Origin of the sequence: Rhizobium fabae (assembly GCF_003985135.1) — a bacterium.
Lineage (GTDB): Bacteria > Pseudomonadota > Alphaproteobacteria > Rhizobiales > Rhizobiaceae > Rhizobium > Rhizobium pisi.
On sequence record NZ_ML133664.1, the window covers coordinates 13,218 to 28,005 of the forward strand.

Annotated in this window: 16 protein-coding genes; 9 read left to right on the forward strand and 7 right to left on the reverse strand. The window is 59.5% G+C overall.

The window, feature by feature from the left end; all coding sequences use genetic code 11:
* Window positions 1-55: 55 nt before the first annotated feature.
* On the reverse strand, window positions 56-232 hold the full coding sequence (locus EFB14_RS33120; protein ID WP_164737613.1) for a hypothetical protein: 177 nt from the start codon (window positions 230-232) through the stop codon (window positions 56-58).
* 163 nt (window positions 233-395) lie between these two features.
* On the opposite strand from EFB14_RS33120, the gene EFB14_RS33840 reads away from it, so the two are divergent.
* Genes EFB14_RS33840 through EFB14_RS30120 form a run of 3 tightly spaced genes read left to right on the forward strand, consistent with a single transcriptional unit; the run spans window position 396 to window position 4,429 of the window.
* Entirely contained in the window at window positions 396-572 is a 177-nt protein-coding gene (locus EFB14_RS33840) for a hypothetical protein (protein ID WP_164737614.1), read from the forward strand.
* A gap of 45 nt (window positions 573-617) precedes the next feature.
* A complete protein-coding gene (locus EFB14_RS30115; protein ID WP_126830299.1) occupies window positions 618-1,658 on the forward strand; it encodes a FecR family protein in 1,041 nt (346 codons plus the stop codon).
* Window positions 1,655-4,429: an EAL domain-containing protein gene (locus EFB14_RS30120; RefSeq protein WP_126830301.1), complete on the forward strand. Its 2,775-nt coding sequence runs from the start codon at window positions 1,655-1,657 to the stop codon at window positions 4,427-4,429. Before EFB14_RS30115 ends, EFB14_RS30120 begins: the two co-directional genes overlap by 4 nt.
* A 33-nt stretch (window positions 4,430-4,462) precedes the next feature.
* On the opposite strand, the gene EFB14_RS30125 is transcribed toward EFB14_RS30120, so the two are convergent.
* A complete protein-coding gene (locus EFB14_RS30125; protein ID WP_126830303.1) occupies window positions 4,463-4,729 on the reverse strand; it encodes a hypothetical protein in 267 nt (88 codons plus the stop codon).
* A gap of 322 nt (window positions 4,730-5,051) precedes the next feature.
* On the opposite strand from EFB14_RS30125, the gene EFB14_RS30130 reads away from it, so the two are divergent.
* Window positions 5,052-5,363, forward strand: coding sequence for a hypothetical protein (locus tag EFB14_RS30130; RefSeq protein ID WP_125845075.1), 312 nt, complete (start codon window positions 5,052-5,054; stop codon window positions 5,361-5,363).
* A gap of 72 nt (window positions 5,364-5,435) precedes the next feature.
* Here the strand turns inward: EFB14_RS30130 and EFB14_RS30135 are convergent, their stop codons facing one another.
* Window positions 5,436-6,227, reverse strand: coding sequence for a phenylalanine 4-monooxygenase (locus EFB14_RS30135; protein ID WP_126830305.1), 792 nt, complete (start codon window positions 6,225-6,227; stop codon window positions 5,436-5,438).
* A gap of 120 nt (window positions 6,228-6,347) precedes the next feature.
* Here EFB14_RS30135 and EFB14_RS30140 point away from each other — a divergent pair, with 120 nt between their 5' ends.
* On the forward strand, window positions 6,348-6,809 hold the full coding sequence (locus tag EFB14_RS30140) for an Lrp/AsnC family transcriptional regulator (protein WP_125845073.1): 462 nt from the start codon (window positions 6,348-6,350) through the stop codon (window positions 6,807-6,809).
* Window positions 6,810-6,825: 16 nt separating this feature from the next.
* Here EFB14_RS30140 and EFB14_RS30145 read toward each other — a convergent pair whose 3' ends face one another.
* A complete protein-coding gene (locus EFB14_RS30145; RefSeq protein WP_125845072.1) occupies window positions 6,826-7,326 on the reverse strand; it encodes an Lrp/AsnC family transcriptional regulator in 501 nt (166 codons plus the stop codon).
* 128 nt (window positions 7,327-7,454) lie between these two features.
* On the opposite strand from EFB14_RS30145, the gene hppD reads away from it, so the two are divergent.
* The 4 genes from hppD to maiA all read left to right on the forward strand — a co-directional run bounded on the left by hppD (window position 7,455) and on the right by maiA (window position 11,717).
* Window positions 7,455-8,564 (forward strand): 4-hydroxyphenylpyruvate dioxygenase, encoded by a 1,110-nt coding sequence (gene hppD / locus EFB14_RS30150; protein ID WP_126830307.1) that lies wholly within the window; start codon window positions 7,455-7,457, stop codon window positions 8,562-8,564.
* Window positions 8,565-8,633: 69 nt separating this feature from the next.
* Complete coding sequence (hmgA, locus tag EFB14_RS30155; RefSeq protein WP_126830309.1) at window positions 8,634-9,995, forward strand: homogentisate 1,2-dioxygenase; 1,362 nt, start codon at window positions 8,634-8,636, stop codon at window positions 9,993-9,995.
* 43 nt (window positions 9,996-10,038) lie between these two features.
* Complete coding sequence (locus EFB14_RS30160; RefSeq protein WP_126830312.1) at window positions 10,039-11,064, forward strand: fumarylacetoacetate hydrolase family protein; 1,026 nt, start codon at window positions 10,039-10,041, stop codon at window positions 11,062-11,064.
* Window positions 11,061-11,717, forward strand: coding sequence for a maleylacetoacetate isomerase (gene maiA / locus EFB14_RS30165; protein WP_126830314.1), 657 nt, complete (start codon window positions 11,061-11,063; stop codon window positions 11,715-11,717). The genes EFB14_RS30160 and maiA overlap by 4 nt, the downstream gene beginning before the upstream one ends.
* Window positions 11,718-11,745: 28 nt before the next feature.
* On the opposite strand, the gene EFB14_RS30170 is transcribed toward maiA, so the two are convergent.
* The 3 genes from EFB14_RS30170 to EFB14_RS30180 all read right to left on the reverse strand — a co-directional run bounded on the left by EFB14_RS30170 (window position 11,746) and on the right by EFB14_RS30180 (window position 14,784).
* Window positions 11,746-12,216 (reverse strand): MEKHLA domain-containing protein, encoded by a 471-nt coding sequence (locus tag EFB14_RS30170; protein ID WP_126830317.1) that lies wholly within the window; start codon window positions 12,214-12,216, stop codon window positions 11,746-11,748.
* 248 nt (window positions 12,217-12,464) lie between these two features.
* Window positions 12,465-13,016: a Mov34/MPN/PAD-1 family protein gene (locus tag EFB14_RS30175; protein ID WP_126830319.1), complete on the reverse strand. Its 552-nt coding sequence runs from the start codon at window positions 13,014-13,016 to the stop codon at window positions 12,465-12,467.
* A complete protein-coding gene (locus tag EFB14_RS30180) occupies window positions 13,009-14,784 on the reverse strand; it encodes a HesA/MoeB/ThiF family protein (protein WP_126830321.1) in 1,776 nt (591 codons plus the stop codon). Before EFB14_RS30180 ends, EFB14_RS30175 begins: the two co-directional genes overlap by 8 nt.
* Between the last annotated feature and the right edge of the window lie 4 nt (window positions 14,785-14,788).

Sequence of the window (14,788 nt, forward strand, 5' to 3'; positions counted from 1 at the left end):
CGGCAAGAAATTTCCCGATTAACCTATCGCGTCTTCTGAGTTTTTCCAAACCGCGTCAAGGCAGATCCCTGGTATCGAAGATTTCGGCGCCCTTTATGCTCTCGGTCAACGGGAGGCCATCGCCGGACATGGCTGCGCCGAACATGTAGAGAAGGCCGGCGAGAACGATCACGAGGGCGACGACGGACGCGTTCCAGGCGTCATCGGCTTTGGATCTATTGCTCTGGGTCATCTTCGGATCTCCTTGGGTCGCTTTCGAAACGGAGCCGATCGATGACCTGTTCCACTTCATGGACTTCGGTCGGAAGCCGCCGGGACCAAGGTCCGATCCCCGTGGACATCGGCAGATTCAGTCATGCTTCAGGATCGACGGACCAGGGTTTGGAGAATTGCGAGTGACGGTTTCTGCGGATATCGAAAACGGCGCCGGCGCCGCATCGGATGATTCTCCGGCGCCGTTCGAGGAGGATATTGCCGATTTTTACGAGACCCTTCTCGTGCCCGCCACCGTGCGCTCGCCTGCCAATCGCACGATTCCGACAATCGTCATACTTTTTTATAATCATTCTTAATTCGAACGTGGTTGACTTGCCTGAAAGTTCGAGGGCCAGCATTCCATGCCGACAATATTCCGCATTCTGACAGCAGTATTGATCCTGCTGTCGTCCGCCACGCTTGCGGCTGCCGACGACTGGCGCGTCGTCAAAGCGACAGATCAAACGAAATATACCGTCGACAGAACAAACTGGCTGGATCTGCACGCAGGAGACGTGGTCCCTAATCGGGCATGGGTTTCGACTGGTCCGCGTGGGCGAGCTCAGCTTGCCAGAGGCGGCGAGAGCATCACCTTTCAGCCGAACACGCTCGCCTCCATCACCGGCTACGGAGGATTCCTCGCGCCGCAGACGCAGATCGTTGAACAGGTCGGCTCGTTGGATCTTGAAATCGAGAAGCGAAGCCGGCCTCATACGACAGTGCAGACCCCCTATCTCGCGGCCGTCGTGAAAGGAACGATCTTCCACGTGACGGTCGGGAAGGCAAAGGCATCCGTTTCCGTCGATCGCGGTCTGGTGCAGGTCACTTCTTTCGCAAGCGGCCAGCTGTCTAACGTTGGGCCGAGCCAGAGCGCGACGGTCGACAGCAAGGCCGGCATGACCGTGAAAGGCGAAATATCCAAGCCCGAGATCACGTCGGTAGCACCGTCGGTCGCCAGGGTTCCGGCCGTCGGCACCACGAAACTCGCGGGCGCAGTCGAAGCGTCAGAGGCTAAGAACCAGTCTTCGGCTGCGGGCAAGGACACCAGCTCCAGCGCGAGCGACGACGGCAATAGCGGGAACGGCAAGGGCAGCGGAAGCAGCAGCCACAGCAGTGACAGCAACAGCGGAAACGGCAATGGCAACGGCAATTCCGGCGGCAACAGCGGGAATGACGGCAATCATAGCGGCGGCAACGGTAACGGCAACTCCGGCGGCAACGGCAACGGCAACAGCGGGAATGACAACAATCATAGCGGCGGCAATGGTAACGGCAACTCCGGTGGAAACGGCAACGGCAATTCCGGAGGAAATGGCAACGGCGACCACGGGAATGACCACGATCATAGCGGCGGCAACGGTAACGGCAATTCCGGCGGAAACGGCAAAGGCAAGGACAAGTGAAAGGCATGGCTAAGGCGGCCGGAGACTATCTCTCCGGTGGCATCAGCACCATCACGGTTCGTATTTTGCTTATTGCCGCGATGCTGGCGCTGCCCTTGGCCTGCGCCGGCTTCATCCAGGGATTGAACAACAGCCTTTTCGCCAAGCGGTTCGAATGGGCGCCTTGCAAGGCCACCGGCAACATCGTCTTCGTCGCAATCGACAAGCGTTCCCTTGATTCCGTCGGAACATGGCCCTGGCCGCGGAGCATTTATGCGGCCTTGCTGGACAAGTTGATCGCGTCGGGCGCCAGGGACATCTTCCTCGACGTCGATTTCAGCGCATCCTCCAGCAAGCAGGAGGACGATCGTCTTGCCGCGGCGTTGGAGAGAGCCGGGGGAGGCGTTCTTCTGCCGGTATTTCGGCAGCAGCAGAGGGCGTCATCGTCTGAGACGGCCGTGACAAGACCGATCCCGCAGTTCCTTCAGAATGCCTGGCCGGCCTTTGCCAACGTCGCGATGGATGCGGACGGGATCGTCCGTCGTTTCGATCTGGGAAGCCAGTTTGACGGAAACCCGACCCAATCCGCGGCAGCCGCCCTCGGCAGGACCGGTCGCACTACGGGTTCCTTGCTGGTCGATTACTCGATAAGGCCGGACACGGTGCCGACGCTCTCTCTATCCGACGTGCTTGATGGCACCGTGCCGGCCGATGCAATCAGAGACCGCTCGGTGGTGGTCGGAGCATCGGCGGCCGAGCTCAAGGACATTTTCGCCGTTCCTGTATACGGAGCGATTGCAGGTCCGCTCATCCACGTCCTCGCCGCGGAGACGCTGCTCCAGAACCGCTTCCTCGGAACGTTCGATCAGGCGCCGCTCGAACTCTTGTTTGCAGTGATACTGATCATCGGAGTGGTCCGCGGCCGTTCGGCCGGACTGGTCACGATATTGGCGATCGGACTGACCATCGTCCTCGTCGGTGAGATTGGCGCATTTCTGCTGCAGTGGCAGTACGGCCTGCTTGTCGGGACCGCAGTACCATGGTCGATGCTGATGCTCGCCTGGATGCTGGCCCTCAACGAGCGCATCGACCTCGGTCGGATGCTTGTGGCTGTAGCCAATACGGAGGCTCGAAACACCAGGCGTCTCATGCGGCGGATCATTGCCGACAGCTCGGACGGTGTCGTCGCATTCGACAGCGATCTCAAGATCGTCGAGGCGAGCGAATCCGCGAGGTCCGTATTGCGAGCCGGCATCGGCGCTTCCCTGCTCGGTGGCGCCCACACCGCCGTCATCGATATCGTGCGCAGGCTGGTTTCAGAACACGATGCCGAACCGGGCAAGATACATACGGGCCTCGTCGATTTCCCCGATAATAGCGGTTCGCAGGCCGCACATTACGAGGCGTCCGTTACGATTTCTCCAGTCGAGCAGACCAGTGCACACCCGGCTGCGGCACGCTCGCGGTTTGCCGGCTGCCTGATCATACGCGATGTCACCGCGCGACATGAGTATGAAGAGCGGTTGAAGAGACTGTCCGAGCTGGACGAACTCACCGGATTGCTCAACCGTCGGGAGTTTGCATCTCGGCTGGCCGCCCTCCACGGCGAGGTCCTCGTTTGCGTGCTGGATGTCGAACGCTTTTCATCGCTTTGCGCCACTCTCGGGCGCGACGTGGGGGACGAGCTTCTAAAGGCCGTGGCGGCCAGGCTGCGCAACGCATTCGCCGGCGATCTCCTGGCGAGGCTGGACGGCGGCCATTTCGGTGTCGCGACCTCCGCGATCGATGAACGCCCGATCGAGGATTTTGCAGATAGTCTCCTGGGGCTGTTCAAGGAACCCGTGCCGATCCGCGGCGCGGCTGTTCCGATCTCGGTCCGCCTCGGGATAGCCCGCTCGGGCGAAGCGGATCTCGGCGCTCTCGCGAACGCTGCGGAATCGGCGCTGGATGCTGCGAGGGCCACGCCGGGCCTGAGGTGGTCCTCTTTCGATCCTTCTACGGCCGTTCGCCAGGCTCGGTCGCGCCGGCTGGAGCAGGACATGCACGACGCCCTCCAGAACCGGCAGTTCTTCCTGTTGTACCAGCCGCAGATCGAACTTGCGGATGGACGGCTTGTCGGCGCGGAGGCTTTGATCCGATGGAACCATCCCGAGTTCGGATTGATATCTCCGGCCGAGTTTATCCCGATCGCCGAATCTTCCGGCCTGATTTGCGATATCGGCCGCTGGACGCTGTTTGAAGCTTGCACCGAGGCGGCCGCCTGGCCTGCGGAACTCAGCGTCGCCGTCAACGTCTCGGCGCTTCAGTTCGAGCGGTCCGACATTGAAGCGGACGTCAGGGAGGCGTTATCCTCGAGTGGGCTTCCTTCCTCGCGATTATGCCTTGAGCTGACGGAATCAACGTTCCTCGATCAAGGCGGACCGTCTATCGCAAAGATAGGCGCGCTTCGCGAAACAGGAGTGATCATCGCCTTGGACGACTTCGGCACCGGCTACTCATCGATGAGCTATCTCGCCGATCTTCCTCTCGACAAGCTCAAGATCGACCAGTCCTTCGTCAGGCGAATGAATGGCAATGCCAACGCATTCGAGATCGTGCGGGCGATTATTTCCCTGGCGCATGGCTTGAATCTGCAGGTTGTCGCCGAAGGTATCGAAAACGAACCGGAAGCCGAAGCGCTGCATCGGCTCGGATGCGAGATGGGGCAGGGCTATCTCTTTGGGAGACCGGATGATCCTGTTCGCATGCTTTCCAAGTGGAGCGCCCAAAAGCCTTTATCCGCCGAGGCATGAATGCAGATCGCCAGGTGCATGCCAAGCAGGCTGTCACTTTGAAATTTGCACATAGGAAGGTTGGTCCATCGCGCGAATGACGTGCTGTTCGATCTCGAAACAGGTCTCGTCATATTCCCGCACCAGCTTCGCATTGACGGGTTGGCCTCGAACAAGGTCGCGGGCCTCGACAGCCATCTGGTAGGCCTCGAAGAGCTCGAGCAGCCAAGGGTCACGGGATTCCATGATCAACGTTCGCATCTGCGGCAGACGCATCGCAAGGCGCCTGCGTCCGGCCTCCCGGCGGTTGGATCGTACCATTTCCATCAGTCTCCTGCCTTGCCCGTGACGAGAGGGCTTCTCGCCTTCAATTAGCGCCGGCAATCGACATTGAAATGGGATTTAGGACCAAGGGCCGGGCCTCATCGGACTGAGGTCCGGGTCGGGGAACGACCTAGCATTCAGGTCGTTGGGTTTGCGGCGGTCACGAAGGCCGCGTCAAACCTCGTAACGAGGAACTGATCATCGCCGGTGATCGCGAGATGCGGAGAAAAACGCACACTTTCGACGGTCAGACCAAAGTCCATGTTGCAAACGCTGCGGTTGTGATACTCGGTTGTATTAGAAGGTTGGAGATAAGGAGATGGCGACGCTGCTAAGGGAAATCCAGCAGGCGCAGACAAGGCTTCGGCTCTTGAGCAGAGCGGAGCGGGGAGCCCTTATCATTCGCATCCTTCATGAGCTGAAGACGCATCGGCAGGAAGTTCTCGGAAATGTACCGGCCGACCGCTGCGTCTGGATCGACAGGCTGATCGCCGCCGTTTCCTCGACCATATCCGAAATCGCCGATATGCAGGACGCCGAGTTCAATCGTGTCCTGAACGAATTCGAGAAGCTCATGGCGACGCTCAACGGCATCTCGCCCACGCAAAAATCTCCGAAGACAATTCATTGACGCGGCATCGCCCGGAGTCTCCCGGAAAGCCGGGCAAAATTCGTTTTCTGCAGCCACGCTGTTATCAGCGGTTCACGAGGCTTTGGCTTCAAAAGTCGGCGCGAAATCGCCAAGTGACTTCGCCTTGAGGATTGTGCCCTCGATATCCTGTTCCACGATCGCTTCGAGATCCGCGAAACTGTCGATGACGTAGTAGATCGGCTGGAGGATATCGATCCTGTAGGGCGTTCTCAGAACGTTCAGCAGATCGAACGGCCGAAATTCGCATGCCTTGCCTTCGGTTGCCGCCGTCGCTTCGCTTGGTGACGAGACGATGCCCGCGCCGAAGCAGCGGCGGCCTTGCGGCGTATTGATCAGGCCGAATTCGACGGTGAACCAGAAAATGCGGAACAGATGCCAGGAATAGCCCTTGCCGAGACGCACGGCGGTTTCCCCGAAATGCCGGACGAAATTGGCATAGCTCTGATTGGTGAGCATCGGGCAGTGGCCGAAAACCTCGTGGAACAGGTCCGGTTCCTCGATGTAGTCGATATGCTCGCGGCGGCGCAGGAAGGTTGCGAGCGGGAATTTGCCCTGCGACAGAAGTTCATAGAAGCGCGAGGGCGGGATGAGCGCCGGCACGCCTTCCACACCGAAGCCGGTGGTCTCGTTCAGGCGCCTGTTCACATCGAGTAGCTGAGGCACCTTGTCCGGCGTGAGCCCCAGCATTTTGACGCCATCCAGATACTCACGGCAGGCCTTGTCAGCCAGTTGCATCATCTGACGCCGATAGAGTTCGCCCCATATGGCATCTTCCTCGGGAGTGTAGTCGTATAGACCGTCCGGGCCGGGCAGTTTGGCGGTATAGCTGCTTTCTTTGGTCATATCCGATCCTCCAAGACGGCGATATTCCTGCCATTATGATCCGGGTTTGGAGGATTTTCTTTTCTTTCATGTTGGTTTTTGCGATGCTGGTGGCAGATATTCCCGAAGGTGGCGCTGAAAATGAAAGAATCTGGGAATTTTCACCGTAAGCTTTTGCAGCTCGTCCAGGCCGACGGCACCCTGTCGCTGGCAGACCTCGCGGAAAAGGCCGGCATGTCGCAGAGCTCGGCCTGGCGGAAGATCCAGGAGCTTGAAGCCGACGGCGTCATCCGCAAGCGGGTGACGTTGCTCGATCCCGGGAAACTCGATCTCAAGCTCTGCGTGATCGCGCATGTGACGCTGGAAGATCACCACGAAGAGGCGGTCGCCTCTTTCGCTTCCGTTGTGCTGGAGCGGCCGGAGATCATGGAATGCTACGCCCTGTCAGGCGCCTTCGACTACATGCTGAAGATCCGCGCGAGGGACGTGGAAAGCTACGAAGCTTTCATGACCCGCTACCTCATGCGCAACCCGCATGTGCGCACCGTCGTCTCGAGCTTTGTGCTGCGCGAGCTGAAATTCTCGACTGAACTGCCGATCTGACGCTTGAGGTGCCGGATCACCGCGCGCTCTCGCCATGCCAGCTGCCCGGCATGTGCACTGGAAAGCCTTCGAACGTCTTGAGCGTGTCGAGCACGATCGAGGTCTTCACATGCTGCACCGACTCATGGGGCAACAGAACGTCGTTGACGAATTTCGAGAGGTCGGCGAGCCCACGGGTCGCCACCTTCAGGTGATAGTCCATTTCACCGGTCAGTGCATAGGCTTCGAGAACTTCCGGCAGTCCGTTGATCAACTGTGAAAACCGGCGGGCATTGTCCCTGTTGTGGGTCGCAAGTGTCACGGAGATGACCACCAGCATATCCAGGCCCAGTTTCTGCTGATCGAGGTAAGCCCGATAGCTGCGGATATATCCCTCTGCCTCCAACCTCGTGCGCCGGCGCGAACATTGCGACGGCGAAAGCGCGATCCGCTCGCCCAGCTCGTTGTTCGTCAACCTTCCGTCCTTTTGAAGTTCCTGGAGCAGGCGCAAATCCAATTTGTCGAGCTGTTCATCCATTGCATGAAATCTCCAAAACGCTCACGAACCGTGCATAATATCTTCCCCGAGGATAAAGAACGCAAGAACTTTGCACGCGTTTTGGGCCACACTTTGCACAGAAATGTAATCTTTCTGGAGGAAAGAAAATGGGCCCTTTTCCGCATGATGCGCCGCCTTCGGAAATCACCGCCGACAATCCGGCGGGCACCGACGGCTTCGAATTCGTTGAATTCGCTCATCCCGAACCCGAGAAGCTGCGCGAGCTATTCACGCGCATGGGTTACGCCCCCGTCGCCAGGCACAAGACGAAAGACATCACCGTCTGGCGCCAGGGTGACATCAACTATGTCCTGAATGCCGAACCCGGCAGCCATGCCGCGCGGTTCGTCGCAAATCATGGTCCCTGCGCCCCGTCCATGGCATGGCGCGTTGTCGACGCCAGACACGCCTTCGACCATGCCGTGTCGAACGGTGCTGTTCCCTATGAAGGGGACGACAAGGTGCTCGACGTCCCGGCCATCACAGGCATTGGCGGCTCGCTGCTCTATTTCGTCGAGACCTATGGTGCAAAGGGATCGGCCTATGATGCCGAGTTCGATTGGCTCGGCGAGCCCAACCCGCATCCCCAGGGGATTGGTTTCTATTATCTCGATCACCTGACGCACAACGTCTTCCGCGGCAACATGGACAAGTGGTGGGATTTTTACCGCAACCTGTTCAATTTCAAGCAGATCCACTTCTTCGATATCGATGGGCGCATCACCGGCCTGGTGAGCCGCGCCATCACGTCGCCCTGCGGCAAGATCCGCATTCCGCTGAATGAATCGAAGGACGACACGAGCCAGATCGAGGAATATCTGAAGAAATACCGGGGCGAGGGCATCCAGCACATCGCCGTTGGGACGGAGGATATCTACAATGCCACAGATAGGCTCGCCGATAACGGCCTGCGCTTCATGCCGGGTCCGCCCGAGACCTATTACGACATGTCCTATGAACGTGTGAACGGCCATAGCGAACCTGTCGATCGTATGAAGAAGCATGGCATCCTCATCGACGGCGAAGGCGTGGTGAACGGCGGCATGACGAAAATCCTGCTCCAGATCTTCTCCAAAACCGTCATCGGTCCGATCTTCTTCGAATTCATCCAGCGCAAGGGCGACGAGGGCTTCGGCGAGGGCAACTTCCGTGCTCTTTTCGAGTCGATCGAAGCCGATCAGATCAAACGTGGTGTCATCGGTACTGCAGCGGAGTAAACTCTACGGCGCGGCCCGCGCGTCTGAAAAGACGCGCGTGGCTGCAAGGTTTTCGGGGAGGAGTTGAGCATGGACCAGACATCGATCCAGACGTCGGACGGTGAAGCCGCGACGGCAAACAAGCTGAAATATATGCCGGGTTTCGGCAATGACTTCGAGACCGAGTCGCTGCCCGGCGCCTTGCCGCAGGGCCAGAACAGCCCCCAGAAATGCAATTACGGTCTCTATGCCGAGCAGCTTTCCGGCTCGCCGTTCACCGCCCCGCGCGGGACGAATGAAAGGTCCTGGCTTTATCGCATTCGCCCGAGCGTGCGTCACACGAGCCGCTTTTCGAACGCGTCCTATCCGCTCTGGAAAACCGCGCCCTGTCTGGACGAGCATTCGCTTCCCCTGGGCCAGCTTCGCTGGAATCCCGTCCCCACGCCTATGGAGAAGCTGACCTTTCTTCAGGGCGTGCGGACAATGACGACGGCAGGTGACGTCACGACCCAGGTGGGCATGTCAGCCCATGCTTACGTCTTCAACGAAGACATGGTCGACGATTACTTCTTCAACGCCGACGGCGAATTGCTGATCGTGCCGCAGCTCGGCGCTATCAGAGTGTTCACCGAAATGGGCATCATGGACGTCGAGCCCTTGGAAATATGCCTCATCCCCCGCGGCATGATGTTCAAGGTCCTGCGCAACGGCGAACAAACGGTTTGGCGCGGCTATATATGCGAGAATTACGGCGCGAAATTCACGCTGCCGGATCGCGGCCCCATCGGCGCGAACTGCCTCGCGAACCCGCGCGACTTCAAGACGCCGGTTGCCGCTTTCGAGGACAAGGAAAAGCCCTGCCGGATGCATGTGAAATGGTGCGGAAAGTTCTATGTCACCAATATCGGCCACTCGCCCCTCGATGTCGTGGCATGGCACGGCAACTATGCGCCTTACAAATACGACCTGCGGACGTTTTCTCCGGTCGGCGCGATCCGCTTCGATCATCCCGATCCGTCGATTTTTTCGGTACTGACCGCGCCTACCGAAGATGCAGGCACCGCGAATGTCGATTTCGTGATCTTTCCGCCGCGCTGGCTGGTTGCCGAGCACACCTTCCGTCCGCCCTGGTACCACCGCAACATCATGAGCGAATTCATGGGCCTGATCCACGGCCAGTACGATGCCAAGGAGGAAGGCTTCGTACCGGGCGGCATGAGCCTGCACAACATGATGCTCGCCCACGGGCCGGACGCGCTTGCCTTCGAAAAGGCATCCAATGCCGAGCTCAAACCTGTGAAGCTGGATGACACCATGGCCTTCATGTTCGAGACGCGATATCCGCAGCAGCTGACGAAGTACGCCGCCGAGCTCGAAACGCTGCAGGATAATTACCTGGAATGCTGGGAAGGCCTGGAACGCAGGTTCGACGGAACCCCCGGTATCAAGTGACGATGACGATCGGCCAAGCATTTTCCGGCATTGGGGTTGGGACATGAAACTTGCGACATTGAAGGACTCCACGAGGGACGGCCGGCTCGTCGTCGTTTCCCGCGACCTGACCCGCTGCTCCGAGGTCGGTCACATCGCCCGCACCCTGCAGGCGGCGCTCGATGACTGGGAGCATGTGGCCCCGAGACTTGCTTTGGTTGCCGAAGGCATCGAGACGGGCGCCCAGCCGACGATCCGGTTTCACGAGCATGACGCCGCATCGCCTTTGCCACGGGCCTACCAATGGGCCGACGGCTCGGCCTACGTCAACCATGTCGAACTGGTGCGCAAGGCACGCGGCGCCGAGATGCCGGCGAGCTTCTGGACTGATCCGCTGATGTATCAAGGCGGTTCGGATGGCTTCCTCGCGCCGCGCGACCCGATCGTGGCGGCTGACGAGGCTTACGGGATTGATATGGAGGGCGAGGTTGCCGTTATTACCGACGATCTTGCCATGGGGGCCGGTCCGGAGGCCGCCCGCGAGGCCATCCGCCTGGTGATGCTCGTCAACGACGTATCGCTGCGCGGTCTCATCCCGGACGAACTGGCGAAGGGGTTCGGTTTCTTCCAGTCGAAGCCCGCATCGGCATTTTCTCCGGTCGCAGTGACGCTGGACGAGCTCGGGGCGGCATGGGATGGCGGCAAGCTGCATCTCCCGCTGCTCGTAAGCTTGAACGGCAAGGCATTCGGCAAGGCGAACGCCGGCATCGACATGACCTTCGATTTTGGCCAGCTAATCGCCCATGCCGCCAAAACGCGCAAGCTTGTGGCCGGAACGATCATCGGCTCGGGAACGGTGTCCAACAAGCTCGACGGCGGCCCGGGTAAGCCGGTGGAAGAGGGCGGCAACGGCTATTCCTGCATTGCCGAACTCAGGATGATCGAGGCGATCGAGACCGGTTCGCCGAAGACGCCGTTTCTGCGGTTCGGGGATATGGTCCGCATCGAGATGAAGGATCAGGCGGGCCATTCGATCTTCGGGGCGATCGAGCAGACGGTCGAAAAATACGCGGGAGCCGGGCCGCAATGAAGGAAGTCGTTCTCTACGACTACTGGAGATCATCGGCGAGCTATCGCGTCCGCATCGCGCTCAATCTCCTGGGCATCGACTATAAGACGGTGCCCATCAACTTGCTCGACGGCGCACACAGGAAGCCGGACTATCTCGCGCTCAACCCGCAGGGCTTCGTCCCGACATTGGTGATCGACGGGAAAACACTGACGCAGTCGCTGGCAATCATCGAATATCTCACCGAGATTCGACCGGAATGCGGATTGCTGCCACCCGATATCACCGATCGCCAGAAAGTCCGCGCCCTCGCATATGCCGTCGCCATGGACATCCATCCGATCTGCAACACGCATGTCGTTGCGCATGTCACGGCCATAACTGGGAAGGCTGACGCCCGAGAGGAATGGATGAAGCATTTCATCGCGGACGGACTGCGCAAATTGGAAGCCATGATCGGCGAACTCGATGGCGCGTTCAGTTTTGGCGACACGCCGACCATGGCCGACCTCTGCCTTGTTCCCCAAGTCTACAACGCCCGCCGCTGGGGAGTCGATATGACCGCTTTCAAGCGCATCGTCGATATCGACGGCAGATGCGCCGAACTGCCCGCCTTCCAAGCGGCGCATCCGGATCGCGTAGCCGAAACGTCATTGCCGGCAGCAACTCGTTAGGCCGAGATCCGGCGGCTGGACGGCGCTTCTACGCGTCCCGCCACGAAGGAAATATCGCAGCCTGGCCCAACCGCTTTCCGCTTTCATCGATGAGCTGCCAAACGGTCACGTTCTCAATCCAGAAACGCCGCCCCGATTTTGCGATCCTGACGCCGCGTCCATTGTCGACAAAACCATCACGCGTGACGCTGTCCAGCAGCCGGTGACGCTCGGCCCGATCGGGCTGCTCCGCCGAAAGCCGCGAAGGCAGCGCGATGAATTCATCCCAGCTATATTCGAAGCAGTTCTGCGCGGTCCGGTTTGCGTAGATGAAGCGCGGATCGGGCTCGGTATTGTGAGCGAGGACCACGAAAGGAGCGTCATTGTAAAGCCAGTCCGGCCCTTGCCCGTCCTGGACAAGACGACGGCCGACGATGCGCGCGTAGCTTCCGGTGAGGAGCGAGAAGAAATCAGGGTCGGTCGTCAGATCGAGAGCGTGATTACTGTAGTTGAAACTCACGAAGTACCTCTTTGATCAAATGTCTGATGCGGGCGACATAGTCGGCGTTCATCGCCAGCGCCAGTTCGACGTTGATGAGCAGCGCATCCTCAGCGGCGAGGGCGGTTAGCCTCAGCCAGTTGGAGAGAATGTTAGTGATGCATACTCGGTCAGGGTTACACCGCTGTCCGCCATTTGCCTTCTCGAGCGCATCCGCGCTGGCGAATTTCTCGGTTATCGCAGGGGCGAGTCCTTGGCGAACGACGAAATCAAAGATCGCCCTCTAGCTTGGTGCCGGTGACGATCGGACTTTCGGTTCCGCTGCTTCTAGGCGATTCGACTGGCTTAAGTCTGATCAGACGACCGTTCTCCAAAACGCTTACCAATATGCGAATGGACTCTCTGGACGTCCCTGCGATGACCATGATCGGCTTCGGACACCTGTAGCTGGTGTCGATCGAGATCGAACGCATTTCCCGTATGTCGTTGTTGCTTGGATCCGGGGCGCCGCCAGGGTGTGAGTGCCACTCGCCGAGATAGTATTCGCCATGGACCCATCGGGCGCGAAGTTTGGCCGTCAGTCCGCTGATGCCCCTTTGAAACCATGCCCTTCCGGAACTAGAGTCAGTGGGGCGTTCCGACGCTGCGGTGACGACCGCCACGTTCCCATCATTCTCATACCGACCAATGAGGATGCCACCCGTCTCCCTATTGGCCGACGCGAGTGCCTCCTTCTCGATCAATCGCAGGGCGGCGTCCGTCAGACGAACTTCGACAGTCGCGCTCACAGCTTGAAATGCCACCACAATCTTCTCATCCATTGAGCTTCTCCACCGTGCCGTCAAACCCCTGCCGGAAATATTGGCAGCGGCGTTTCGGCAATCTGATTGCCTCCAGGATGGTTGTCGTTGCCACAGCGCTCCACATGCGGACATCTGCGGCCGTTGCCGGAAACACTGGATGCCAGCAGCCAATCCCTTCCATGCGGGCGTCGCCGAAATCGGTCGGCGGCACATTCATCTCGTGGAAGCTCTCCTTCGCATCGTTTGCCGGGAAGGTGGCCTCTGACGCAGTGAACACGAGAAGCCCCTCGGCCCGCCAGGTAATCGCCAGGCTGACGAAGATTTTCTCGCCGCCCCAGTCGAACTCGGCCATGGCATCAAGAACCGCATCCGATCCGGTGCAGTCGATGATGACATCGAACGAACGCAGTTCCTCCGCGAGTTCATCGCCACCCGGCGGGAAGCTGTCGACGATACCTCTGACATCGGCGTCCGGCATGATCAACGACAGAGCATGCGCAAGTGCGGCAGCCTTGTCGTGGCCGACTGCATCGATGCCAAGCACATGCCGCGTAAGGTTGCCGACATCCAAAACATCAGGGTCGAGTATACCCATCCTTGTCACACCCATTCGGACAAGGTTCTCGGCAATGGCGCCGCCGAGTGAACCCGCGCCGATGATCAATACCCGCTCGGAAACCATCCCGGTACCGGAGCCGGAACGCGTCCGAATCTGGTCGGGTTCCCAATTGACCGTCCGCAGCCACGTCAATGAAGAATTTGCCGTCGGTCGGTTGCGATCGATGAGCCGATGCGTCCGCTCGTTCGCCCGGAAGCCATTCTTCTTCGTCGTCCGACCCGACAGTTCGATCGAACCGACAGCGATCCAATGGTATTTCGATGGAATCCCCCCGACCAACTCCGCGATCGGGAATCCGATTAACAGCGTCACCGTTCCACGATCGTCTTTCCGACGCCGGCGATCGGCGCCAGCTAGCTCGAACACGTCAGCGAGCTGAACGCCCTGAGTGTCGAGCTGAGCGGAAAGATCCGCCCACGTTCGCGGCAGTTCCCAAGGTGCCCGCACTGGCAGGTTGTCGACCGCAATCCAGAGGCCCGTTTTTGCCGGGGCTGCTTCAGCTATTGCCCGCCCCCATACCGACTTTCTTATCGGCGCCAATTGGCGGTCACGAAAGGTCGTCATTGCATAGCTAGTCTTCGCTCCCGGCAGCTTGGCGAGGTCGACCCATCCCCAGTCATTGGTCCGACCCTGCCAGAATACCAGATCGTCGCCAGCACCAACGAAGCCGACCACCGGGAAGTTTGTCTGCCCGGGCCCGGGCGGTAGCTCCAGCGGCTCGCCTTCGATCGCGAGTTCGCCTATGGCGGCTGCGTCGATCCAGATTAGAAGGCGTTCCAGATGCCAGACTATCTTCTCGTCGATCGCATCAGGCTGGCCATTCCAGGAGGCGCGCCCGAATGCTGCGGCGGGACGATCAAGGCACGGATTTCCCAGCCTCCACGGCAGCGATCCACCTCCTTCGCGGTTGAAGGACTGGTGCTGGAAGGTTGCCGAAATTCCACCGATCATCGCTGGATAAACAGTGACCGATTTCGTCCGTGGGACGAGCACGACATACCAAGCCGTCTCGGTCGAAATGAACTCCGTCGAGGCGCCGCTCAGGAGGGCGACGAAGGGTAGGGACCAGTGGCCTTCCGAATCCGATGACCACGTAGCGGTGCATCGGATTCGAGGATGATCCGCAAAACGGTCGGAAACGCTCTGAAGGACTTCAGGAATGAACAACTAG